Genomic DNA, 21,435 nt, shown 5'->3' with positions numbered 1-21,435 from the left:
ACTGCCATGACAACGTCCACAACGCCGACAGCGCCGCAAGCCCAGGGCGAGCTCGACCCGCGCACGCGCCGCCTGCTCGAGGCGCCCATCGTGCCCACGCTGCTGCGGCTGGCCGCGCCCAACGTGCTGGTGATGGTGGCGCAGGCCTCCGTCGGCCTCATCGAGACCTACTTCGTCGGCAAGCTGGGCACCGATGCGCTCGCGGGCATGGCGCTGGTGTTTCCGATCGTCATGCTGATGCAGATGACGTCCAGCGGCGCCATGGGTGGCGGCATCGCCTCGTCGATTGCCCGGGCGCTCGGTGCGCGCCGCCGCGCGGACGCCGATGCGCTGGTGTGGCATGCCATCGTCATCGCGCTGGGCTTCGGCCTGTTCTTCACGCTGGCGCTGCTGCTGGGCGGACGCTGGCTCTACGGGATCATGGGCGGCACGGGGCCCGCGCTCGACGCGGCGCTCACCTACTCGAACTGGGTGTTCGCGGGCGCCACGCTGGTGTGGCTCTTCAATTCGCTGTCGGCCATCATCCGCGGCACCGGCAACATGTCGGTGCCGGCCAACGTGACGGTGGTGGGCGTGGTGTTCCTGATTCCCGCGTCGCCGCTGCTGATCTTCGGCGTGGGCCCGCTGCCGGGCATGGGCATCGCGGGCGGCGCGATGGCGCTGCTGCTGTACTACCTGCTGGGTTCCATTGCGCTCATCGTCTACCTGCGCTCGCCGCGCAGCCTGCTGCGGCCCACGCTCGACGCGCTCAAGCTGCGCTGGCCAATGTTCCGCGACATCCTGGGCATCGGGCTGGTGGGCGCGGTGTCGACGGTGGCAACCAATTTGTCGATCGGCATCGCCACCGCGCTCACGGGCCATTTCGGCTCGGGTGCGCTGGCCGGCTACGGCACGGCCTCGCGGCTCGAGTACCTGCTGGTGCCGCTGGTGTTCGGCCTGGGCGCGCCGCTGGTGGCCATGGTCGGCACCTGCATGGGCGCGGGGCAGCGCGAGCGCGCGCTGCGTGCCACCTGGGCCGGCGCGGCCATGGCCTTTGTGTTGACCGAGACCATCGGCGTGCTGGCGGCGCTGTTCCCGCGGCCCTGGCTGATGTTGTTCGGCAACGACCCCGCCATGCTCGAAACCGGCGAACATTACCTGCGCTTGGTGGGGCCGCTGTACGGCTTCTTCGGTGTCGGGCTGGTCCTGTATTTCGCGTCGCAGGGCGCTGGCCGGCTGCTGTGGCCGGTGCTGGGCAACATCGCTCGTCTGGTGGTGGCGGGCACCGGCGGCTGGCTGGCGCTGCGCTGGGGCGGCGGGCTCACCGGCGTGTTCGCGGCACAGGGCGTGGCGCTGGTGGTGTACGGCATCGTGATCGCGTCGGCCATTGCGGGCGGCGCCTGGTTCGGCCGCGTGGGTTGGCCGCGCACCACCAACGGCTTGCTGCGCCGCGTGGCGCAGACCTGAAGCAATTTTCAACAACCTCGTTCAACGAAAGCTCGTCATGAAAATCAAGGATTCCGTGGTCTTCATCACCGGTGCCAACCGCGGCCTCGGGCTGGCATTCGCCAAGGCGGCGCTGGCGGCCGGTGCCCGCAAGGTCTACGGCGCGGCACGCGACCCGAAGAGCGTCACGCTGCCCGGCGTGACGCCGGTGGCGCTGGACGTGACGCAGCCCGCGCAGATCGAGGCCGCCGCGCGCGCCTGCGGCGACGTCACGCTGCTCATCAACAACGCGGGCATCTCGCGCGGGTCGAGCTTTCTGGGTTCGCCCGATGCCGTGGCCGCCGCGCGGGCCGAGTTCGAAACCAATTTCTTCGGCCCCTGGGCCGTGACGCAGGCTTTCGCGCCGGTGCTCGCGGCCAATGGCGGCGGCGCCGTCGTCAACGCGCTGTCGGCCCTGAGCTGGACCACCTTCCCGAGCGTGGCCACCTACAGCGCCACGAAGTCGGCGGCCTGGTCGCTGAGCAACGGGCTGCGCAACGAACTCGCGGGGCAGGGCACGCAGGTCACGAGCCTGCACATGGCGCTGATGGACACCGACATGGCCGCGCACATGCCTGGCGACAAGGTGTCGCCCGACGACGTGGCACGCCAGGCGCTCGAAGGCGTGGAGGCCGGCAAGCCCGAGGTGCTGGCCGACGGGGTCTCGCGGCAGCTGAAGCAGGGCCTGTCGAGCGACACGCCGCCCTATGCGGCGGCACCGGCCTGAGTCTGTGCAGGTACACGCAACGCCGCCACAAACACAAACCCGGGCCAGGCCCGGGTTTTTGCATCAGTAGCGGTACGGATTGTTCGGCCGGCGGTCGTAGCGGTTGGGCACGCCGTCTCGGTCGCTGTCGCGGCGCCCGTAATGGCGGCGGTCGTCCCAGCGGCGATCGCGGTAGTGGCGATCGGGTCCGTAGTGGCGCGGGGCGTTGTAGTAACGCGGCGGGGGCGGCGGTGCGTAGTAGCGGCGCGGCGGAGGCGGCGGCACGACGTAAACCTGCGCCTGGACGATGGGGCCGCCACGCTGGGCCTGCGCCGGCGCGCTGAGCGCTGCAAGCGACAACAAGGCTGCGGCTGCGAATGCAAAAGTAAGCTTTTTCATGTGATCCCCCGGTATGTGGTTGGAACCCTCATCCTCGCGTCCCCGTGTGAAGCACGTGTAAGGCTGGAGCGAAATCGGATGAAGAGCTGTAAGCCCGTGCGCGCGCCAATTCGTCTGGTGCACTGCGCTGGCCACGGCTTATCAACACGATCCTAAAGGCGTAACGCCTTTGGCGCGCCTCATGAGGCGCGCCAATCGGTGTAGGCCGTTGGCTCAGGCCCGCGGGGCCGGCAGCATGCGGCGCAGCGCTTCGAAGAACAGGTCGGACTGTTCGCGCTCGCCCTGGATCTGCGCCGCCACGTGCGCGGCCAGCTTCGCATTCACCGGAGCCAGCGGGCGTCCGGTGGACTGCGCGATCACCTGGTGCAGGCAGGCGCGCTCCAGGTAGTAGAGGTCGTCGTAGGCGTGCGCGATGGTGCCGCCCGCCACGATCACGCCGTGGTTCGCCAGAAAGGCGACGTCCTTGCCGGCCATGGCGCGCGCGATGCGTTCGCCCTCGGCGTCGTCCAGCGCCAGGCCGTTGTATTCGGCATCGATGGCGATGCGGTTCATGTAGCGCATCGCGTTCTGGCTGGCGGTGGGGTCCAGCGCGCGGTCGACCGTGATCGTGAGCGCGGTGGCATACGGCATGTGGCAATGCAGCACGACCGCATGGCCCGTGAGCCGGTGCACCGCGCCGTGGATGAACAGCGCCGTGGGCTCCACGCGGTGGCGGCCCGCCAGCACCTCGCCGCGCACGTCGATCAGCACGATGTCGTCGGCGCCGATCTCGCTCCAGTGCAGCCCGCGCGGGTTGATGAGGTAGCGGTCCTGCGCGCCCGGCAGCATCACGCTGAAGTGGTTGCACACGCCCTCGGACAGCCCGTGGTGGGCGGCCGCGCGAAGAGCGAGGGCAAGGTCTTCGCGCAGCTTGCGAACGGCGGGGCTGGCGTAGTCGGAATCGGCGGACATCGTGGGGTCTCCTTTTGTTCTTCGGGGAGCGGTCAGGCCAGCGCGAGGCCGTTCCAGGCCGCGACGAATTTCTTCGCATCCTCGCGTACTGCGGAGGCCTGCTTGCCGGGCTTGTACAGCGCGGAGCCGATGCCGAACCCTGCGGCGCCACCCGCGCGCCATTCGGCCATGTTCGCGGGCGTGATGCCGCCCACGGGCATCACCGGCGTGCCGGCGGGCAGCACGGCCAGCAACGCCTTCACCACGGCGGGCGAGGCCAGTTCGGCGGGGAACAGCTTGAGCCCGGTGGCGCCGGCCGCGAGCGCGCCGAAGGCCTCGGTCGGCGTCATCACGCCCGGCAGGCAGACCATGCCCAGGCGCGCGGCCTCGGCAATGACCTCGGCATTGAAGTTGGGCGACACGATCAGCTCGCCGCCGGCCGCCTGCACGTCGCGCACCTGCTGTGCGCTCAGCACCGTGCCGGCGCCGACCAGCGCCTGCGGAAAGCGCTGGCGCATCAGCGCGATGCTCTCCAGCGGCTGTGGCGAATTGAGCGGCACTTCGAGCAGCAGGAAGCCGGGCTCGACGATGGCGTCGCCGACGTCGGCGGCCTCGGCGGGCGACAGGCCGCGCAGGATGGCCACCAGGGGCAGCGCGCCCATGGCGGCGTTGAATTTGTCGAGGGGCGTGGTCATGCGGGAGTCCGGTCGGTGTCGAGAAAGCCGGACAGCGCGTGCAGTCCAGCCCAGGTGGCTTCGGCGCCCAGCGTGCGCGTGGCGACGCCGGTGGCGCGCAGGGCCAGTGTGTAGCGTTGGGTGAGGGTGGAGGAGCCGATCAGCACCACCTCGCCCACCGCCTGCAGCGACTGCGTGCGCAGCTCTTCGCCGATCAGCAGGCCGGAGAGGTAGCTCGACAGTTCCTGTTTCGGCATGCGCTCGAACAGCGCGAGCGTGCGCGCGCCGAAGGCGTTGTGCAGCAGGCCGTGGCCGTTCTCGGAGCGGGTGACGCCTTCGAGGAACGACGCCTCGTCGAGCGGCGCGGAGGCATCGAGCGTGCGCGCCAGAATCGAGTGCTGGCTCAGCAGCGCGTAGAACTCGCCCGTCATGTAGGTGCGGAAACCCGCCACGCGGCCCTTCTTCACCGTGACCCACTTGTTGTGGGTGCCGGGCAGCACGAAGACGCCGTCGCTCTGGCCTGTGATGGACATGGCGCCGAAGATCTGCACCTCTTCGCCGCGCATCACGTCGGGCACGCCGTCGTGCTCGTCGCGCAGGCCCGGCACGATGGCGATGCGCGCACCGGGCGCGGCGCCCATGCCGATGTTCAGGCCGATGATCTTGCGGCCCACTTCCACGCGGCCCGCCGGGCACGCGCAGTAGGGCGCCTCGACCCAGCCCTGCTTGCTGCCGGCCATGCCGGAGATGAGGCAGCGCGTGCCCTCAAGCCGCATCCAGTCGCCGAACAGTGTCTCGAAGACGGCGGGAAAGCCGCCTGCAGGCACGGTGAGAATGCCGCGTGCATCGCTGCGCTCCTCGAGCACCTTGCCGTCTGTGTCCAGCAGGGCGCCGCGCAGTGAACTGGTGCCCCAGTCGATGGCTATCAGTGTTGTCATCTCAGTGATTGTCGCGCGGCACGAATGCCCCGCGACGACCACGCAGGAACGCCAGATCGGCCCCCTGGTCGGCTTGAAGCACCGTGTCGACGTACAGCTTCCAGTAACCGGAATCCAGCGGCGGCTTGGGCGCGACCCACTTCTCGCGCCGCTTGGCCAGCTCTTCGTCGCTGACGTGCAGATGCAGCTTGCGGTTGGGCACGTCGAGCTCGACGATGTCGCCGTCCTGCACCAGCGCCAGGGGACCACCCGCCGCGGCTTCCGGTGCGGTGTGCAGCACCACCGTGCCGTAGGCCGTGCCGCTCATGCGTGCGTCGCTGATGCGGACCATGTCGGTGATGCCCTTGCGCAGCACCTTCGGCGGCAGCGGCATGTTGCCTGCCTCGGCCATGCCCGGGTAGCCCTTGGGGCCGCAATTCTTCAGCACCATGACGCAGTGCTCGTCGATGTCCAGGTTCTCGTCGTCGATGCGCTTGTGCAGGTCTTCGGCGCTCTCGAACACCACCGCGCGGCCCTTGTGCACCAGCAGTTCGGGCGTGGCCGCGCTGGGCTTGATGATGGCGCCGTTGGGCGCGAGGTTGCCGCGCAGCACGCAGATGCCGGCCTTCTCCTTGAAAGGCTCGGCCAGAGGCCGGATGACTTGCGGGCCGTAGTTCTCGGCGTCCTTCACGTTGTCCCACAGGCTCTGGCCGGTGACCGTGAGGATGTCCTTGTGCAGGTGCTCGGCAATCTCCTTGATCACCACCGGCAGGCCGCCCGCGTAGCAGAAGTCTTCCATCAGGAACTGGCCCGAGGGCTGCAGGTTCACCAGGCAGGGCAGCTCGGAGGCCAGCCGGTCGAAGTCGTCGAGCGTGAGCTCGACTCCGATGCGACCCGCGATGGCCAGCAGGTGGATCACGAAGTTGGTCGAGCCGCCGATGGCTGCGTTGACCTTGATCGCGTTCTCGATGGCCTGGCGCGTGAGGATCTTCGACATGTTCATGTCTTCATGCACCATGTCCACGATGCGCCGGCCGGCCTGGCGCGCAAGCACGTTGCGCCGGCCGTCGACGGCGGGGTAGGCCGCATTGCCCGGCAGGCCGATGCCCAGCGATTCCACCATGCAGGCCATGGTGCTCGCGGTGCCCATCGTCATGCAGTGGCCGTGGCTGCGGTGCATGCAGCTCTCGGCCTCGAAGAATTCCTCCAGCTTGAGCGTGCCGGCGCGCACCTGTTCGCTCATCTGCCACACGCCGGTGCCCGAGCCCAGCTCCTGCCCGCGCCACTTGCCCGAGAGCATCGGGCCGCCCGACACGCCGATGGTCGGAAGGTCGACGCTGGCCGCGCCCATCATCAATGCGGGCGTGGTCTTGTCGCAGCCCATGAGCAGCACCACGCCGTCGAGCGGATTGCCGCGAATGCTCTCTTCCACGTCCATGCTCGCGAGGTTGCGGTACAGCATGGCGGTGGGGCGCAGCAGGGTTTCGCCGAGCGACATCACCGGGAACTCGAGCGGGAAGCCGCCCGCTTCGTACACGCCGATCTTCACCTGCTCCGCGAGCGTGCGGAAGTGCGAGTTGCAGGGCGTGAGTTCGCTGAAGGTGTTGCAGATGCCGATGACCGGACGACCGTCGAACTGGTCGTGCGGCACGCCCTTGCCCTTCATCCAGCTGCGGTAGATGAAGCCGTCGCGGTCGTTGCGGCCGAACCATTGCTGGCTGCGAAGCTCGCCTGCTTTTTTCTTGGGGGAAGTGCTCATGGGGTGTCTCCGTTTATTGGTTTCAGCGGCCCCAAACCTCAGGGTTTGTCCTGCCGAAGGTCGATTTCAATCATCATATGATAAGCGCGATCAAGCCGCAGAGACCTCAGGTTTTGCGAGCGGCGAGATAGCAAATTTCACATCACACATGATCAAGAACATCCACGGCCGCACCCTCGAGTTGCTCGGTGAAGCCGTGGTCGCGGGGCGCTACGCCATCGGCGCATCGATTCCCGCGGAGCCGATCCTCGGCGAGGAGCTCGGCGTGAGCCGCACGGTGGTGCGCGAGGCCATCAAGTCGCTCGTGGCCAAGGGCCTGATCGTGACCGGGCCGAAGGTCGGCACGCGTGTGCTGCCCAAGGACAAGTGGAACTGGTTCGACCCCGACGTCATCACCTGGCAGGCACGCGCCGGCCTCACGCCCGAGTTCCTGCGCGACCTGCAGGACCTGCGCCGCGTGGTGGAGCCGGCTGCCGTGCGCCTTGCCGCGGAGCGTGCCAGCCAGGAAGACATCGACGAGATCGAGCAGGCCTACGCGGGCATGAAAGAGGCCGTGGAAAACGGCGGCGACTACGTCACCTTCGACCTGCGCTTTCACAACGGGCTGCTGAGCGCCGCGCGCAACCGCATGCTCGCGCAGATGAGCAAGGCGCTCAATGCGTTGCTGCGCACCAGCTTCGAGCTGTCGACCACCAAGCCCGACGGCCCCGCGCTTTCGCTGCCCCTGCACCGTGCGGTGCTCGACGCGGTGATCGCGCACGAGCCCGACTTGGCCGAAGTGGCGGTCATCCGCCTCATCGACGGCGCGCGCCAGGACATCGAAGAAATTCTCGGCTCGCGTCGGCGCCTGCCGCGCCTGAGCAGGCCGCCGCCCAGGCTCAAGGCCAGCTAGCCGCACCGGCCCGCTCGCTTCCCGTCTACGCGTTTGTCCGAAGTTCGCATCCGGTTCTTTCACCCTACGCTCGCCCGCCGAGCCAATTCCACCGAAAAAGAGAAGGAGACAAAACCATGAAACTCGTCAAGTCGCTCATTGCGCCGACGCTGGTCGCGCTGGGCCTGATCGCTTCAGGCAACGCCGCCGCACAAGAGAAACTCACCGTCTGGTGGGTCAAGGGCTTCTACAAGGCGGAGGACGACGCGCTGTTCGCCGCCATCAAGAAGTTCGAGGAAAAGCACAAGGACGTGAAGGTCGAGCTGTCGCAGTACCCGGTGCAGGACATGATTCCGAAGACCGTGTCCGCGCTGGACTCCGGCAGCCCGCCCGACGTGGCCTACGCCGACGTGTACGACTTCCAGGTCACCGGCAAGTGGGCCTTCGACGGCAAGCTCGAAGACATCGGCAGCGTGCTCACGCCCATGAAGGACCGCTTCGCGACCAACACCATCGAGACCACCTTCCTCTACAACGACCAGACGAAGAAGAAGGCCTACTACGCGTTCCCCATCAAGCAGCAGACGATGCACATCGAGTACTGGCTCGACATGCTCGCGGAGGCCGGCTTCAAGGAGTCCGACATCCCCACCACGTGGAAGGAATACTGGCCCTTCTGGTGCGAGAAGGTCCAACCCGCGAGCCGCCAGAAGAGCGGCAAGCGCACCTTCGGCATCGGCATGCCGATGGGCGTGGATTCGAGCGACGCGTTCTATTCGTTCCTGACCTTCATGGACGCCTACAACGTGAAGCTGGTGGACGACAACGGCAAGCTGCTGGTGGACGACCCCAAGGTGCGCACCGGCCTCATCGCCGCCATGACCGACTACACCAAGCCCTACCTCACGGGCTGCACGCCGCCTTCTTCCACCAGCTGGAAGGACCCGGACAACAACGTCGCCTTCCACAACAAGACGACCGTGATGACGCACAACGCGACCATCTCGCTGCCGGCGAAGTGGCTGGACGACTCGAACAACGCCACGCTCACGCCCGAGCAGCGTGAAGAAGCGCGCAAGAACTACACCGAGCGTATCCGCACCGCCGGCTTCCCGACCAAGCCCGACGGCACCAAGATGGTCTACCGCACGGCCGTGAAGACCGGTGTGGTGTTCAAGGACGGCAAGAACAAGGCGCGCGCCAAGGAGTTCGTGTCCTTCCTGCTGCAGGAAGAAAACCTCACGCCGTACGTCGAGGGTTCGCTGGGCCGTTGGTTCCCGGTCACCAAGGCCGGCCAGGCCAGCCCGTTCTGGCAGGCCGATTCGCACCGCAAGTCGGTGTTCAACCAGTACGCCGCCGGCACCGTGACCTTCGAGTTCACCAAGAACTACCGCTTCACCGTGATCAACAACGAGAACGTCTGGGCCAAGGCCATGAGCCGCGTCGTGACCGACAAGGTGCCGGTGGACAAGGCGGTGGACGAGATGATCGCGCGCATCAAGACGGTGGCGGCGCAGTAGGCGCGGCACGCGCCACGAACGCACAGCCGAGGACGCCATGAGCTCGACCGTCACTGCTCCCGCCGCCGCCGCGAACCCCGCGGCGCCTGTTGCCAACCTGGGTGCGCGCCACGCGCGCTGGCAGTTCTGGGGCGCGGTGATGGTCGTGCCCTACCTGCTGGTGTTCGTGGTGTTCGTGCTCTACCCGGTGGGGTACGGGCTTTGGCTCGCACGCCATCCGCAAAGCTACGTGAAGCTGGTCGAAGACCCGATCTTCTTCCGCTCCGTGATCAACACGGCCATCTTTCTGGTCGTGGCGATCAACATCAAGATGGCCGTGGCACTCGTGCTGTCGGGCTTCTTCGTGACATCGCGCTGGTGGATCAAGATCGTCTCGGCGATCTTCATCCTGCCGTGGGCGATGCCTTCGATTCCCACCATTCTTTCGTTCCGCTTCATGCTCAACCCCGAGTGGGGCGTGATCAACACCACCATCTTCCGCCTGACCGGCGCCGACGGTCCCAACTGGCTCAACGACCCGGCGCTGGCGCTCGGCTTCGCGATGCTGGTGCACGTGTGGAAGTCGCTGCCGTTCTGGACGCTCATTCTGGTGGCCGGGCGACTGGCCATTCCGGGCGAGCAGTACGAGGCCGCGTCGGTCGACGGCGCCACCTCGTGGCAGAAGTTCCGCTTCGTGAGCTGGCCCGCGCTGAAGACGCTGTACGTCACTTCGCTCATCCTGTCGATGATCTGGACGCTGGGCGACTTCAACAGCGTGTACCTGCTCACAGGCGGCGGCCCCGCGGACCTGACGCACGTGCTCGCCACGCTGGGCATTCGCTATCTGCGGCTGGACCAGGTCGACCTGTCGATGGCATCCATCGTCGTGGCGCTGCCTCTCATACTGCCACTCGTGTACTTCATGATGAAGAGGCTCTCGAAATGAACCCCCACGCTCATCACTTCGTGTGTTCGCTGCCCCCCGGGGGGGCGCTCGCCCACCTGGAGGCGGCTCGTCGGAGGGCGAAATGAAGCGCTGGACCCCCAAGGCCGTAGCGACCGAGGCCAAGCTGCTGCTCATCGGCATTCCGGTGCTGCTGTGGACGCTGATTCCGGTCTATCACATGGCGTTGTTCGCCTTCTCGTCGAAGGACTCGGCCACCTCCGGTCACCTGTGGCCCACGCACCCGACGCTGAACAACTTTGCCACGGTGTTCCAGCAGAAGCACTTCTACCTGAGCCACTTCTGGGTGCAGTTGGGCAACTCGCTGGTCATTGCGCTGTCGGTGGGTGCGATCACGCTGTTCGTGGCCACCACGGCGGCATTCGCGATCAGCCGGCTGCGCGTGCGCGGCGGGCGCACGGTGATGAACCTGGCGCTGTTCACGTACTTCATTCCGGCGGCGTTCCTGGCCGTGCCCATGTACAAGACGATGGGCAACTACGGGCTGCTCAACAGCCAGTGGGCGCTGATTCTGGCGATGGTCACCATCGCGTCGCCATACTGCATCTGGGTGCTGAAGCAGGCCTCCGACAAGCTGCCGTACGAGCTCGACGAAGCCGCGCGCATGGACGGCGCATCGCCGCTTCAGCTGTTCCGCCTGGTGTACCTGCCGTTGATGGTGCCCTCGCTGGTGGCCGTGGGCACGTACTCGCTGCTGCTCGCATGGAACGAGTACCTCTATGCCTTCCTGCTGCTGTCGAACGACAAGAGCGTGACGCTGGCGGTGGCGCTGGGCAACTTCCTGTCGGCCGACGATTCGCCGTGGGAGCTTCTGATGGCCACGGGCCTGATCTACGCATTGCCGCCCGCGGCTATTTACTACGCATTCAAGCGCTACATGGTGGGCGGCCTGACGGCCGGCGCCGTGAAGAGCTGAGCCAACGCAGGAACTGAAAAATGGCTTCCGTCTCTTTTCGCAATATCGAGAAATCCTTCGGCAAGGTCCAGATCATCAAGGGCCTGGGCTTCGACATCACCGACGGCGAGTTCGTCGTGCTGGTCGGGCCTTCGGGCTGCGGCAAATCGACGCTGCTGCGCATGCTCGCGGGCCTGGAAGACATCAGCGGCGGCGAGATCGTCATCGACGGCCGCGTGGTCAACGACCTGGAGTCGAAGGACCGCGACATCGCCATGGTGTTCCAGAGCTACGCGCTCTACCCGCACATGACGGTGGGCGAGAACATGGGCTTCAGCCTGCGCTTGCGCAACGCCGAGAAATCGGTGACCGAGGAGCGCGTGATGCGCGCCGCGAAGATCCTGAACCTCGATGCGCTGCTCGGGCGCTATCCGCGCGAGCTGTCGGGCGGGCAGCGCCAGCGCGTGGCCATGGGCCGCGCCATCGTGCGCGACCCGAAGGTTTTTCTGTTCGACGAGCCGCTGTCCAACCTGGACGCCAAGCTGCGCGTGGCGATGCGCGCCGAGATCAAGGCGCTGCACCAGCGGCTGAAGACCACCACGGTGTACGTCACGCACGACCAGATCGAGGCCATGACCATGGCCGACCGCATCGTGGTGATGCACGACGGCATCGTCGAGCAGATCGGCACGCCGCTGGACCTGTACGACCGGCCCGACAACCTGTTCGTGGCGCAGTTCATCGGCTCGCCGTCGATGAACGTGATCGAGGGCACGGTGCGGCGTGCGGGCGGCGAGTGCTGGGTCGAGTCGCAAGGCACGCGCTGGCCGGTGCCGGTGGGCACCTCCGCCCCCGACGGCCAGCCGGTGCACTACGGCGTGCGCCCCGGCGACATGACACTCGGCGGCGGCGCGCAGAGCGTGGAAGCCAAGGTGATCGTGGTCGAACCCACGGGCGCGGAGACCGAACTGCTGGTGGAGGTCGGCGCAGCGAAGCTGGTGCTGGCGGTGCACGGCCGCGTCGATGCACGGCCTGACGAGCTCGTGCGGTTGGCCATCGAGTCCGAGAGCGTGCACCTGTTCGACCAGCAGACCGGCAAGCGCATGGTCTGACGGGCCGGCGCGGGGCAGTTCAGTCCGTACGCCACTTCCGACGTGGCGGCTTCGAGTTGCGTGGTCACGCCGTGCGGATTGCCATTCAAGTCGCCCACCACCAGCAGCGGCACGCCGGTGCCTTGCAGCAGGTCGACGACGATGCAGCGCAGGGCCGCACGGCCGCAGCGCCGCGCGCGGCCCGAGCTGCGATTGCTGACTAAACTGTTGCCCGCTGCGCCGCGAGTGCCAAGCCAGGCACGCAACGCCATAAAAAAACCAATCAAGGGAGCCGCGCCGGGCGCGGAAAACATGAAGCCTCGTCACGCCCCGTCACGCCGCCTTCTTCTTGCTTTCTCACTGGCGGGCAGCCTTTGGCTCGCCGCCTGCGGCTCCAGCCCTTCGGCCCCGCCGCCCGCCGTCAACCGCATCATGGTGATCCCCGTGGCGCCGATCGACAAGCTGCACACCGAGAACAAGGGCATTCCGCTGGGCGTGCTGTGGCAGTCGATCGCCGACCGCGTGAAGGGTGCGGACTTCAACGAGCGCATGGAGGCCGTTCGCAAGGACATGGCGCCCAGGCTCACGGCGGCGCTGGTCGCGCAACTGAACGCACAGGGCTACCAGGCGCAGGTGCTCGAAGACGTCGTGCGGCCTGCGCGCTCGCCCGACAGCATCGACCTGGCGAAGCTGCCGACCTCGCTGCCGGTGCTGCATGTGTACTTCAACGAGGTCGGCATGCTGTCGGCACGCTTCTCCAACGACTACGTGCCGCGCGTCAACGTGAGCGGCTACCTGATGAGCGCCAAGAACGGCGACACCGTGTGGACCGACACGATCTACTACGGTGCCGATGCCAGCGGCGACACGCCGACCAGCGTGCCGGGCAATCCGGCGTACCGCTGGGCGAGCTTCGGGGAGCTGGTGGGCCAGCCGCAGGCCGTGACCCGGAGCTACGAAGACGCCGTCGACGCGCTGGCGTTGCGCATCGCGAAGAACATCCGCGCGAGCACGGCGCCGCCGCGCTGAGCGGGCGCCAAAGAAAAAGGGCACCGAAGTGCCCTTGATCTGGAGTGCGGGGCAGGGATGACCTGCCCCGGAGTTCAGCGACCGAACGAACGGCCGCCACCACCACCGCCACCCGAGCGGCCACCGCCACCGCCGCCGTAGCCGCCACCACCGCCGCCACCGCCACCCGAACGGCCACCGCCGCCCGAACGGTTGCCGCCATAGCCGCCACCGCCGCCGCCGCCACCCGGGCGACCGCGACCGCGTCCGGCACCCATGTGGTCGACGCTCGTGCGCAACGGATCCGGCTGGCCCTCGCCACCAGCGACCGCTTCGGCACGCAGGTGCGCGACCTGGTTGGCTTGCGTCGGGCTGTGGCTGTTGCCGTGATGGCGCGGTTGGCGCTCGTCATGCGGCAGATGGTTCTGTGGCGCATGCTGCGGTGCGTGGTGCGGCGTGCGTGCCGGACCTTGCGGGCCGCGGCCTTGCGCCGGGCGTGGGCCCTGGCCGCGTGGGCCCTGGCCCTGACCTTGACCGCCGCCATTGGCGTTGCGGCCCTGACCGCCGCCACCGCCAGCACCCTGGCCACCGCCGCGACGTTGACCGCCGCCGCCGCCGCCGCCGCCAGCGCGCTCGCCGCCGCCCTGGCCGGCCTTGTTCTCGCGGATGCGCGAGAGCATTTCGGTGCGGGCGGCCTTGGCGGCTGCCTGCATCACGTCGCGGCTCGGCGGACGACCGGCGCCGCCCCAGATCGTCTGGCGACCCATGGCGATCGGCTCGGCGCGTTCGCCGTCCTCAGGACCGAAGCCCTCGACGATCTGCACAGGAATCGTCTGCTTGGTGAAGCGTTCGATTTCCTGCATGAAACCTTCTTCGTCCAGGCACACGAAGCTCACGGCCTCGCCGCTCGAACCGGCACGGCCGGTGCGGCCGATGCGGTGAACGTAGTCTTCGCTGACGTTCGGAATCTCGAAGTTCACGACGTGCGGCAGCTCGTCGATGTCGATGCCGCGCGCGGCGATGTCGGTGGCCACCAGCGCGCGGATGTCGCCGCTCTTGAAGCCGGCCAGCGCCTGCGTGCGGGCGCTCTGGCTCTTGTTGCCGTGCAGCGCCATCGCCTCGATGCCGTTCTTGGTCAGGAACTCGGCCACGCTGTTGGCACCGAACTTGGTGCGCGTGAACACGAGCACCTGGCTCCACTTGTGCTCATTGATGATGTGCGCGAGCAGCGCCTTCTTCTTGCCGCGGCCCACCGGGTGGATCACCTGGGTGATGCGCTGCACGGTGGTGTTGCGCGGCGTGACCTGGATGCTTTGCGGGTTCTTCAGCAGCGTGGCGGCCAGGTCGCGAATTTCGTCGCTGAAGGTGGCCGAGAACAGCAGGCTCTGCTTTTCCTTGGGCACCAGGGCCAGGATCTTCTTCACGTCGTGGATGAAGCCCATGTCCAGCATGCGGTCGGCTTCGTCCAGGATCAGCATCTGGACCTGGCTCAGGTCCAGCATGCCCTGCTGCTGCAGGTCGAGCAGGCGGCCGGGGGTGGCCACGAGGATGTCGACGCCCTTCTTGAGCTTGCTGATCTGCGGGTTCATGCCCACGCCGCCGAAGATCACGGTGGAGTCGAGCTGCAGGTACTTGCCGTAGGTGCGAACCGACTCTTCGACCTGCGCCGCGAGTTCGCGGGTAGGGGTGAGCACCAGGGCGCGGATGCCGATGCCGCCGAACTTGTTGGTGGCGCTGCGGCTCATGGTGAGCTTGTGCAGCATCGGCAGGGTGAAGGCGGCCGTCTTGCCGGTGCCGGTTTGTGCGCCGCCGAGCAGGTCGTGGCCTTCGAGCACCGCGGGAATGGCCTGCGCCTGGATGGGCGTTGGGGTGTCGTAGCCGTGTTCGAGCACAGCCTTCAAGATGGCGGGAGCCAGCTTCAGTTCTTCAAAATTCATTGGAAACAATAAGCGCCATGCACGGCGCAGTGGCATCGGCCCGCTTGACGTCTTGTTGACGCCGAGCCAGTCAAGGCAGATGAAGGTCAGGGGTGGGAGCCGGAAAACCTGTTGTGAGAAGGGTCTTCTTCGTCCCCGGCAGAGAGCCGGTGTTGCGGGCAACTGGACCCGGCAACGAGACGAATTGTCGCATGAGTCGATAATCGGTGGTTTGGCGCGCCCCGATGTTGCGCAAGGGCTTCTTTCCGGCGACCGCGCTTTTCCCCGAATCTTTGTACCCAAGGTAACTTTCCACAGATGGCTCAATACGTCTATTCGATGAACCGTGTCAGCAAGACCGTGCCGCCCAAGCGGCAGCTCTTGAAGGACATTTCGCTCTCTTTCTTCCCCGGCGCCAAGATCGGCGTGCTCGGCCTGAACGGCTCGGGCAAGTCGACGCTGCTCAAGATCATGGCGGGTGTGGACAAGGAGTTCGAGGGCGAGGCGCTGCCCATGCCGGGCATGACGATCGGCTATCTGGAGCAGGAACCCAAGCTCAACAGCGAGCACACGGTGCGCGAATCGGTCGAAGAGTCGATGGGCGCGGTGTTCAAGGCCAAGGCGCGCCTTGAAGAGGTGTACATCGCCTACGGTGCCGAAGACGCCGACTTCGACGCGCTGGCCGCCGAGCAGGCCGAGCTCGAAGCCGTCATCGCCACCGCCGGCACCGATTCCGAGCATCAGCTGGAAATCGCCGCCGACGCGCTGCGCCTGCCGCCGTGGGACGCGAAGATCGGCCTGCTGTCAGGCGGCGAAAAGCGGCGCGTGGCGCTGTGCCGCCTCTTGCTGTCCAAGCCCGACATGCTGCTGCTCGACGAGCCGACCAACCACCTGGACGCCGAATCGGTGGAGTGGCTCGAAGTGTTCCTGCAGCGCTTTACCGGCACCGTGGTGGCCATCACCCACGATCGCTACTTCCTGGACAACGCGGCCGAGTGGATCCTCGAAATGGACCGCGGTCGCGGCATTCCCTGGAAGGGCAACTACAGCACCTGGCTCGAGCAGAAGGGCGAACGCCTGGCGCAGGAGCAGAAGGGCGAAGAAGCCCATGCCAAGGCACTGAAGAAGGAACTGGAGTGGTCGCGCCAGAACCCGAAGGCGCGCCAGGCCAAGAGCAAATCCCGTCTCGCGCGCTTCGAAGAGCTGAGCGACATGGAATACCAGAAGCGCAACGAAACACAGGAAATCTTCATTCCTGTGGCCGAGCGGCTGGGCCAGCAGGTGTTCGAGTTCCACAACGTCAGCAAGTCCTTCGGCGACCGGATGCTGATCGACGACCTGAGCTTCACCGTGCCACCGGGCGCGATCGTCGGCATCATCGGCCCGAACGGCGCCGGCAAGTCGACGCTGTTCAAGCTGATCGCCGGCAAGGAACAGCCCGACACCGGCGAAGTCGTCATCGGCTCGACCGTGCGCGCGGCCTTCGTCGACCAGCATCGCGACGAACTGGCCAACCAGAAGACCGTGTGGGAAGACATCTCCAACGGCCTGGACATCATCAACGTCGGCAAGTTCCAGATGGCCAGCCGTGCCTATGCGGGGCGCTTCAACTTCAACGGTGCCGACCAGCAGAAGAAGGTCGGCACGCTGTCGGGCGGCGAGCGCGGCCGGCTGCATCTGGCCAAGACGCTGATCGCGGGCGGCAACGTGCTGATGCTCGACGAGCCGTCGAACGACCTCGACGTGGAAACCCTGCGCGCGCTGGAAGACGCGCTGCTCGAATTCGCCGGCACCGTGATGGTCATCAGCCATGACCGCTGGTTCCTCGACCGCATCGCGACGCACATCCTCGCGGCCGAAGGCGACAGCCAGTGGACCTTCTTCAACGGCAACTACCAGGAGTACGAAGCCGACAAGAAGAAGCGCCTGGGCGAAGAAGGCGCCAAGCCCAAGCGCATGCGCTACAAGGCGCTGAAGTAAGGCTCAGGCTGCTTCGGCAAGAGCGCGCGGTTCCGCAAGGGACTGCGCGCTTTTTTCATCGTCGGCTGCAAACACATCGCGCGCCGCGGCAAGGCCGTTCAGTGCCGCCGGAAAGCCCGCGTACACCGCCATCTGCATGATCACCTCGACGACCTCGGTGCGCGTCACGCCGACGTTCAACGCGCCCTGGATGTGCACCTTCAGCTGCGGCGCCGCGTTGCCCATGGCCGTGAGCGCGGCCACCACCGCGATCTCTCGCGCGCGCAGGTCGAGGCCGGGGCGCGAGTAGATGTCGCCGAACGGAAACTCGATCAGCAGCCGGGCGAAATCCGGCGCGATGTCGGCCAGGCTCTCGACCACCTTGACGCCGCCCTCACCGTCGATTTGCTGGAGTTTGGCCAGGCCGCGCGCGTAGCGCAGGCTGTCGTCGGGGCTCGGGGTTGCTTGTGTGTTCGTCATCGCTCGTCTTTCCTTGCGGGGCAGTGCCCGACAAAGGAGAACGCCTTTTCGTCTTCTCGACCGCACGGTAGTGGTCGATCTTCAGCGACAGCGCCTGCATGGATTGCTGCAGCGCCGCCACCTTGGCCTGAACGTCGGCGAGGTGCTGCTCGAGCATCTCGCGCCGTTCGCCGACGCTGGCGTCCCCCTGGTTTCGAAGCCTGGCGAAGGCCTGCATCCCCTGGATGGGCATGCCGGTCTCGCGCAGGCGCAACAGGAACGCCAGCCAGTCCATGTCGGCGCCCGCATAGCGGCGCTGACCGCCCGGTGCCCGATGCACCGCGGCGATCAGTCCGATGCGTTCGTAGTAGCGCAGCGTGTAGGCCGTGAGGCCGGTTCGCTCCGCGACTTGCGCAATGGTCAGACTGGTTTCCATGGCGTCGATTCTCGAAATTAGAGCGCGCTCCAAGTCAAGCGTTTTGTCGAACTATCTGGGTGCGGTGACCAGCTCGGCGTCCGGGTTGCCCCGCGCCAGCACCCGCTTGCGCACCGCATAGATGTTGTTGCGCAGCGCATAGAGCTCGTCCGCATACGACAGCGGCACCGCCACCTTGTTGACCGTGCGGTCGAGCTGGTCGAGGTCGTCGAGCAGGGCCTTCTGCTCGCCCTCTTTCACCGCGGCGCCCGCGTCGACCTTCGCCTCGATGTCACGCAGCCGCGCATACCAGCGGAACACGCGCCGGCGCACGCGGAACTGGTAGAGCGGCGGCACCACGCGGCTCAGCGGCAGCATCAGCACCAGCAGGCCGCCCAGCACCAGCCACATGCGCTCGATGAGGTTGCTGGCCCAGAAGGGCAGGTAGCGCTGCCACACCGGCGGCGTGCCGTTGATGGCGCGGTCGCCCTCGGGGCTCACCGGCAGTTCGCTGGTGCGGGTGTTCGGAAAGTCGCGCGCCCGGTTGAACCAGCCCGCGCCGCTGTGCACCGACTGCGCGGCCTGCGCGAACAGCTGGCGCAGGGCAGGGTGCGTTTCCTCGCGCGACAGCAGCGAGGTGGTGGCCGCCAGCAGCGCCACGTCGTGCGGCGGCAGGTCCTTCGACAGGTCGACCACGCCGCGCGGCAGCGTCACGGCCGACAGGAACGGAAAGCGCCGCGAATAGGCGTCGGCCTGCCCGAAGTCCATCAGCTTGATGTCGTCCGAACGCAGCAGGCGCTGCACCTGGGGCGACTGCGGCGCGGAAGACAGCACGATGGCGTCGAGCAGCCCGGCCTCCAGCGCGGCGGCCGCAGCGCCCTGCTCCAGGTTGGAAAGCAGCAGGTCGTCGGGCCCGAGCTTGTTGGCCTTGAACAGGCGCTCCATGATCTCGGGCAGCCCGCTGCCCTGCAGGTCGACGTTCACGCGCAGGCCGCGCAGTTGCGTGAGCGAGGTGAGCGTGCCGGTCTTGCGGTCGATCTTCTGCGCCGTGTCGGCGCGGTAGAACAGCCAGATCGGCTCAAAGAACAGGCTGCCCAGCGAGTTGAGCCCGGCCTCCTCGTCGGCCTTCGGGTCGGCGCTGCCGCCGCGCACGAAGCCCACGTCGGCGCCGCCGCTGCGCAGCAGCTGCAGGTTCTCGGTCGAGCCCGAGGTGGCCTTCAGCTCGACCTCGATGCCGGTGTGCTTGAGTGCTTCCGCATAGCGCTTGCCGAACTGCGCGTAGGCGCTGCCCGTGGGGCCGGTGGCCAGCGTCACGTGCCTGGGCGGCTGAGGCTGCAGGTACCAGTAGGCGGCAATCAGCAGGCCGATGACGAGGAACACGATCGGCCCCGCCGAGGCCATCAGGTCCCGGATCGACAGCAGGATCAGCTTGAGTGTCTTGGGCATGGCCATGGTGTGCGCTTTCAGCTTCGCGGCGCGCCGAGGTCGGCGGCGCAGGGAATGTGCAGCTCGCCCACCGTCACCGTGCGCGCGGCGTGCACCGCGCGCAGCGTGGCGATGGCCACCGCCTCGGCCGCCATGGTGCTCAGCACCGTCATGCCGGGGGCGTCGCCTTCCAGCGGCACGCGGCCGGTGGCCAGCGCGAACAGCGTGTCGCCGTCGCTCATGGTGTGCACCGGATTGATGGCGCGCGCCAGGCCGTCGTGCGCCACCATGGCCAGCCGGTTGGCCTGCACCTTGGTCAGCACCGCGTCGGTGGCGATCACGCCGATGGTGGTGTTGGTGCCCGCCAGCAGCGGCTTGGGCAGGTCGCCGCGCAGCAGCGCGCGGCGCGTGTCGAGCAGCGCGGTGCCGTCTTCGGTGCGGGCGCCGGCCACGGGCTGGCCGGTGTTGTGGTCGATCACGTCGCCCAGCGAGTTGACGGCGATCAGCGCGCCCACCGTGACGCCGCCGACCGTGACCGACGCGGTGCCGATGCCGCCCTTCATCGCGCGGTGCACGCCGAACAGCTTGCCCACCAGCGCGCCGGTGCCCGCGCCCACGTTGCCTTCTGCGGGCGCCGCGGCGCTCGCGGCCTCGCAGGCGGCGTAGCCGGCGGCCGCGTCGGGGCGGATGCGCGCGTCGCCCATCGGCAGGTCGAACAGCACGGCGGCCGGCACGATGGGCAGGGTGCCGAAGCGCACGTCCATGCCGATGCCGCGTTCTTCCATCCAGCGCATCGCGCCTTCGGCCGCCGCCAGGCCCCAGGCGCTGCCGCCCGCGAGCATCACGGCATGCACGTGCTGTACGAGATTGCCGGGCGCGAGCAGGTCGGTCTCGCGCGTGCCGGGCGCGGCGCCGCGCACGTCCACGCCGCCCACGGCGCCGTCGCGCGCCATGATCACGGTGCAGCCGGTGGGGCGGCGGGTGTCGGAGAAATGGCCGACTTCGATGCCGGCGACGTCGGTGATGGAACCGGCGTCAGGGGATGGACGAGGGGAGTGGGAGGGGGCGGACATGGCGGCCGATTATGGGACCGCCCCTGCATCGATCCGCCGCATGACGGTTGCAAGAAGTTTCCCTGCCGACGCCCACAGGCGCGGTTGTTTCATGCGTCGACTCGTCTTCAGGAAGACGAAGGCGGCCAGCCTGCTGGATCGCGGCGCTGATGGAGGCAGCTCAGCACCACCAGCCGCTCCGGCTCGACGATGAAGAAAATGAATATGGAAAGCGCTTGAGATGTGCCCTGCGAACGTCTTCCCAGACCAGCGGCGCGCCTTCGGGCTGTCGAACGATCCGGTGCACCACGGCCTCCAGGCTGCGCGCGAACTCTGCGCCCAGGCCTGCGCGCTGCGACTCGTACCAGCGCTGCGCGTCCTGCAGCTCGCGTGCGGCGTTTGTTCGAAAAACAACGTTCAGCAAGGTCAGAGCTTCAACGACGCCTTGACCTGGTTCCAAGGCACAACCGCCTGTGGGTCGGCGCGGTGTTCCGCGCGACGAAGCGCCACTTCCTGCTGTTCGTGCGCGCTCAGCCTTTGTGCTTCGACGTCACGGGCGACGCTGTCCCACAGTTCTTCGGCCAGTTCGATGCGTTCCGCCACGCTCAACGAAGAAAGGGCCTGTTGCAGATCGGAGCTTCCCAATTCGATCTCCCAATGAGTGGATCAACGCTTCATTCTATGCACCGGTACCTGAGCTGCCGCGTACCGTCAGTTCGCCGGCGCCATCGACATCACAGTGAGCGCCCCGTCGACCTTCTCGGCCGTGAACCGCACCTTGTCGCCCGGCTTCACCTGGGTGAGCAGCGCGGGGTCGCTCACGCGAAAGACCATCGTCATGCCGGTCATCTCGAGGTTGGGAATGTCGCCGTGCTTCAGCGTGATCTTCTTCGCGTCGGTGTCGACCTTGCGGACTTCGCCTTCGACCGAAGGCAGGGCCGCCTGCGCGAAGGCGATGGCGGCCAGGAGGGCGGTGGAAAGCGCGATGGCGAGCTTCTTCATGGGTGATTTTCCTTGTCGGGTTGCGGGCGG

General features: G+C 67.2%; 22 protein-coding genes. 9 read left to right on the top strand and 13 right to left on the bottom strand.

Going from position 1 to position 21,435, the window contains the following annotated elements; translation table 11 throughout:
* Nucleotides 1-6: 6 nt before the first annotated feature.
* Complete coding sequence (locus ACSFA5_RS12610) at nucleotides 7-1,446, top strand: MATE family efflux transporter (protein WP_435444375.1); 1,440 nt, start codon at nucleotides 7-9, stop codon at nucleotides 1,444-1,446.
* Between the two features lie 37 nt (nucleotides 1,447-1,483).
* A complete protein-coding gene (locus tag ACSFA5_RS12605; protein ID WP_435444374.1) occupies nucleotides 1,484-2,191 on the top strand; it encodes an SDR family oxidoreductase in 708 nt (235 codons plus the stop codon).
* 63 nt (nucleotides 2,192-2,254) lie between these two features.
* Here ACSFA5_RS12605 and ACSFA5_RS12600 read toward each other — a convergent pair whose 3' ends face one another.
* From ACSFA5_RS12600 to ACSFA5_RS12580, 5 genes are all read right to left on the bottom strand, one after another.
* Nucleotides 2,255-2,569 carry a hypothetical protein gene (locus ACSFA5_RS12600; RefSeq protein WP_435444373.1) on the bottom strand — a complete coding sequence of 105 codons (315 nt, stop codon included), beginning with the start codon at nucleotides 2,567-2,569 and terminating at the stop codon, nucleotides 2,255-2,257.
* Between the two features lie 213 nt (nucleotides 2,570-2,782).
* On the bottom strand, nucleotides 2,783-3,520 hold the full coding sequence (locus ACSFA5_RS12595) for an aldolase (RefSeq protein ID WP_435444372.1): 738 nt from the start codon (nucleotides 3,518-3,520) through the stop codon (nucleotides 2,783-2,785).
* 32 nt (nucleotides 3,521-3,552) lie between these two features.
* On the bottom strand, nucleotides 3,553-4,194 hold the full coding sequence (locus tag ACSFA5_RS12590; protein ID WP_435444371.1) for a 2-dehydro-3-deoxy-6-phosphogalactonate aldolase: 642 nt from the start codon (nucleotides 4,192-4,194) through the stop codon (nucleotides 3,553-3,555).
* Entirely contained in the window at nucleotides 4,191-5,111 is a 921-nt protein-coding gene (locus tag ACSFA5_RS12585; RefSeq protein ID WP_435444370.1) for a 2-dehydro-3-deoxygalactonokinase, read from the bottom strand. The genes ACSFA5_RS12590 and ACSFA5_RS12585 overlap by 4 nt, the downstream gene beginning before the upstream one ends.
* A gap of 1 nt (nucleotide 5,112) precedes the next feature.
* Entirely contained in the window at nucleotides 5,113-6,849 is a 1,737-nt protein-coding gene (locus tag ACSFA5_RS12580) for an IlvD/Edd family dehydratase (protein WP_435444369.1), read from the bottom strand.
* 148 nt (nucleotides 6,850-6,997) lie between these two features.
* Between ACSFA5_RS12580 and ACSFA5_RS12575 the strand changes: the two genes are divergently transcribed.
* From ACSFA5_RS12575 to ACSFA5_RS12550, 6 genes are all read left to right on the top strand, one after another.
* Nucleotides 6,998-7,741, top strand: coding sequence for a FadR/GntR family transcriptional regulator (locus tag ACSFA5_RS12575; RefSeq protein WP_435444368.1), 744 nt, complete (start codon nucleotides 6,998-7,000; stop codon nucleotides 7,739-7,741).
* Nucleotides 7,742-7,857: 116 nt separating this feature from the next.
* Nucleotides 7,858-9,240, top strand: coding sequence for an ABC transporter substrate-binding protein (locus tag ACSFA5_RS12570; protein WP_435444367.1), 1,383 nt, complete (start codon nucleotides 7,858-7,860; stop codon nucleotides 9,238-9,240).
* 37 nt (nucleotides 9,241-9,277) lie between these two features.
* Nucleotides 9,278-10,165, top strand: coding sequence for a carbohydrate ABC transporter permease (locus ACSFA5_RS12565; RefSeq protein ID WP_435444366.1), 888 nt, complete (start codon nucleotides 9,278-9,280; stop codon nucleotides 10,163-10,165).
* Nucleotides 10,166-10,247: 82 nt separating this feature from the next.
* Nucleotides 10,248-11,099, top strand: coding sequence for a carbohydrate ABC transporter permease (locus ACSFA5_RS12560; protein ID WP_435444365.1), 852 nt, complete (start codon nucleotides 10,248-10,250; stop codon nucleotides 11,097-11,099).
* Between the two features lie 20 nt (nucleotides 11,100-11,119).
* Nucleotides 11,120-12,190 (top strand): ABC transporter ATP-binding protein, encoded by a 1,071-nt coding sequence (locus tag ACSFA5_RS12555; RefSeq protein WP_435444364.1) that lies wholly within the window; start codon nucleotides 11,120-11,122, stop codon nucleotides 12,188-12,190.
* A 291-nt stretch (nucleotides 12,191-12,481) separates the two neighbouring features.
* Nucleotides 12,482-13,198, top strand: a complete 717-nt coding sequence (locus ACSFA5_RS12550) for a YajG family lipoprotein (RefSeq protein WP_435444363.1) — start codon at nucleotides 12,482-12,484, stop codon at nucleotides 13,196-13,198.
* 74 nt (nucleotides 13,199-13,272) lie between these two features.
* On the opposite strand, the gene ACSFA5_RS12545 is transcribed toward ACSFA5_RS12550, so the two are convergent.
* Entirely contained in the window at nucleotides 13,273-15,114 is a 1,842-nt protein-coding gene (locus ACSFA5_RS12545) for a DEAD/DEAH box helicase (protein WP_435444362.1), read from the bottom strand.
* A 297-nt stretch (nucleotides 15,115-15,411) separates the two neighbouring features.
* Between ACSFA5_RS12545 and ettA the strand changes: the two genes are divergently transcribed.
* Nucleotides 15,412-17,073: an energy-dependent translational throttle protein EttA gene (gene ettA, locus ACSFA5_RS12540; protein WP_435444361.1), complete on the top strand. Its 1,662-nt coding sequence runs from the start codon at nucleotides 15,412-15,414 to the stop codon at nucleotides 17,071-17,073.
* 3 nt (nucleotides 17,074-17,076) lie between these two features.
* Here ettA and ACSFA5_RS12535 read toward each other — a convergent pair whose 3' ends face one another.
* The 7 genes from ACSFA5_RS12535 to ACSFA5_RS12505 all read right to left on the bottom strand — a co-directional run bounded on the left by ACSFA5_RS12535 (nucleotide 17,077) and on the right by ACSFA5_RS12505 (nucleotide 21,405).
* The gene (locus tag ACSFA5_RS12535) at nucleotides 17,077-17,532 is read right to left on the bottom strand and encodes a carboxymuconolactone decarboxylase family protein (protein ID WP_435444360.1); all 456 of its coding nucleotides are present in this window, start codon (nucleotides 17,530-17,532) and stop codon (nucleotides 17,077-17,079) included.
* The gene (locus ACSFA5_RS12530; protein ID WP_435444359.1) at nucleotides 17,447-17,947 is read right to left on the bottom strand and encodes a MerR family transcriptional regulator; all 501 of its coding nucleotides are present in this window, start codon (nucleotides 17,945-17,947) and stop codon (nucleotides 17,447-17,449) included. Before ACSFA5_RS12530 ends, ACSFA5_RS12535 begins: the two co-directional genes overlap by 86 nt.
* Before the next feature lie 51 nt (nucleotides 17,948-17,998).
* Complete coding sequence (locus ACSFA5_RS12525) at nucleotides 17,999-19,378, bottom strand: TAXI family TRAP transporter solute-binding subunit (RefSeq protein ID WP_435444358.1); 1,380 nt, start codon at nucleotides 19,376-19,378, stop codon at nucleotides 17,999-18,001.
* Nucleotides 19,379-19,389: 11 nt separating this feature from the next.
* Nucleotides 19,390-20,424, bottom strand: coding sequence for a P1 family peptidase (locus tag ACSFA5_RS12520; RefSeq protein WP_435444357.1), 1,035 nt, complete (start codon nucleotides 20,422-20,424; stop codon nucleotides 19,390-19,392).
* 160 nt (nucleotides 20,425-20,584) lie between these two features.
* Nucleotides 20,585-20,827, bottom strand: a complete 243-nt coding sequence (locus ACSFA5_RS12515; protein WP_435444356.1) for a hypothetical protein — start codon at nucleotides 20,825-20,827, stop codon at nucleotides 20,585-20,587.
* A 2-nt stretch (nucleotides 20,828-20,829) separates the two neighbouring features.
* Entirely contained in the window at nucleotides 20,830-21,048 is a 219-nt protein-coding gene (locus ACSFA5_RS12510) for an addiction module protein (protein WP_435444355.1), read from the bottom strand.
* Between the two features lie 66 nt (nucleotides 21,049-21,114).
* A complete protein-coding gene (locus ACSFA5_RS12505) occupies nucleotides 21,115-21,405 on the bottom strand; it encodes a copper-binding protein (protein WP_435444354.1) in 291 nt (96 codons plus the stop codon).
* Nucleotides 21,406-21,435: the final 30 nt, after the last annotated feature.

This window comes from Variovorax monticola (genome assembly GCF_051216855.1).
Lineage (GTDB): Bacteria > Pseudomonadota > Gammaproteobacteria > Burkholderiales > Burkholderiaceae_C > Variovorax.
Note: the sequence above shows the minus strand (reverse complement) of the source record. Positions and strands in the feature narration are given on the sequence as shown.

Excerpts from the sequence above, each read along its gene's own strand:
- ACSFA5_RS12610 (WP_435444375.1), top strand. The coding sequence starts at position 7 with ATGACAACGTCCACAACGCCGACAGCGCCGCAAGCCCAGGGCGAGCTC.
- ACSFA5_RS12605 (WP_435444374.1), top strand. The coding sequence starts at position 1,484 with ATGAAAATCAAGGATTCCGTGGTCTTCATCACCGGTGCCAACCGCGGC.
- ACSFA5_RS12600 (WP_435444373.1), bottom strand. The coding sequence starts at position 2,569 with ATGAAAAAGCTTACTTTTGCATTCGCAGCCGCAGCCTTGTTGTCGCTT.
- ACSFA5_RS12595 (WP_435444372.1), bottom strand. The coding sequence starts at position 3,520 with ATGTCCGCCGATTCCGACTACGCCAGCCCCGCCGTTCGCAAGCTGCGC.
- ACSFA5_RS12590 (WP_435444371.1), bottom strand. The coding sequence starts at position 4,194 with ATGACCACGCCCCTCGACAAATTCAACGCCGCCATGGGCGCGCTGCCC.
- ACSFA5_RS12585 (WP_435444370.1), bottom strand. The coding sequence starts at position 5,111 with ATGACAACACTGATAGCCATCGACTGGGGCACCAGTTCACTGCGCGGC.
- ACSFA5_RS12580 (WP_435444369.1), bottom strand. The coding sequence starts at position 6,849 with ATGAGCACTTCCCCCAAGAAAAAAGCAGGCGAGCTTCGCAGCCAGCAA.
- ACSFA5_RS12575 (WP_435444368.1), top strand. The coding sequence starts at position 6,998 with ATGATCAAGAACATCCACGGCCGCACCCTCGAGTTGCTCGGTGAAGCC.
- ACSFA5_RS12570 (WP_435444367.1), top strand. The coding sequence starts at position 7,858 with ATGAAACTCGTCAAGTCGCTCATTGCGCCGACGCTGGTCGCGCTGGGC.
- ACSFA5_RS12565 (WP_435444366.1), top strand. The coding sequence starts at position 9,278 with ATGAGCTCGACCGTCACTGCTCCCGCCGCCGCCGCGAACCCCGCGGCG.
- ACSFA5_RS12560 (WP_435444365.1), top strand. The coding sequence starts at position 10,248 with ATGAAGCGCTGGACCCCCAAGGCCGTAGCGACCGAGGCCAAGCTGCTG.
- ACSFA5_RS12555 (WP_435444364.1), top strand. The coding sequence starts at position 11,120 with ATGGCTTCCGTCTCTTTTCGCAATATCGAGAAATCCTTCGGCAAGGTC.
- ACSFA5_RS12550 (WP_435444363.1), top strand. The coding sequence starts at position 12,482 with ATGAAGCCTCGTCACGCCCCGTCACGCCGCCTTCTTCTTGCTTTCTCA.
- ACSFA5_RS12545 (WP_435444362.1), bottom strand. The coding sequence starts at position 15,114 with ATGAATTTTGAAGAACTGAAGCTGGCTCCCGCCATCTTGAAGGCTGTG.
- ettA (WP_435444361.1), top strand. The coding sequence starts at position 15,412 with ATGGCTCAATACGTCTATTCGATGAACCGTGTCAGCAAGACCGTGCCG.
- ACSFA5_RS12535 (WP_435444360.1), bottom strand. The coding sequence starts at position 17,532 with ATGACGAACACACAAGCAACCCCGAGCCCCGACGACAGCCTGCGCTAC.
- ACSFA5_RS12530 (WP_435444359.1), bottom strand. The coding sequence starts at position 17,947 with ATGGAAACCAGTCTGACCATTGCGCAAGTCGCGGAGCGAACCGGCCTC.
- ACSFA5_RS12525 (WP_435444358.1), bottom strand. The coding sequence starts at position 19,378 with ATGGCCATGCCCAAGACACTCAAGCTGATCCTGCTGTCGATCCGGGAC.
- ACSFA5_RS12520 (WP_435444357.1), bottom strand. The coding sequence starts at position 20,424 with ATGTCCGCCCCCTCCCACTCCCCTCGTCCATCCCCTGACGCCGGTTCC.
- ACSFA5_RS12505 (WP_435444354.1), bottom strand. The coding sequence starts at position 21,405 with ATGAAGAAGCTCGCCATCGCGCTTTCCACCGCCCTCCTGGCCGCCATC.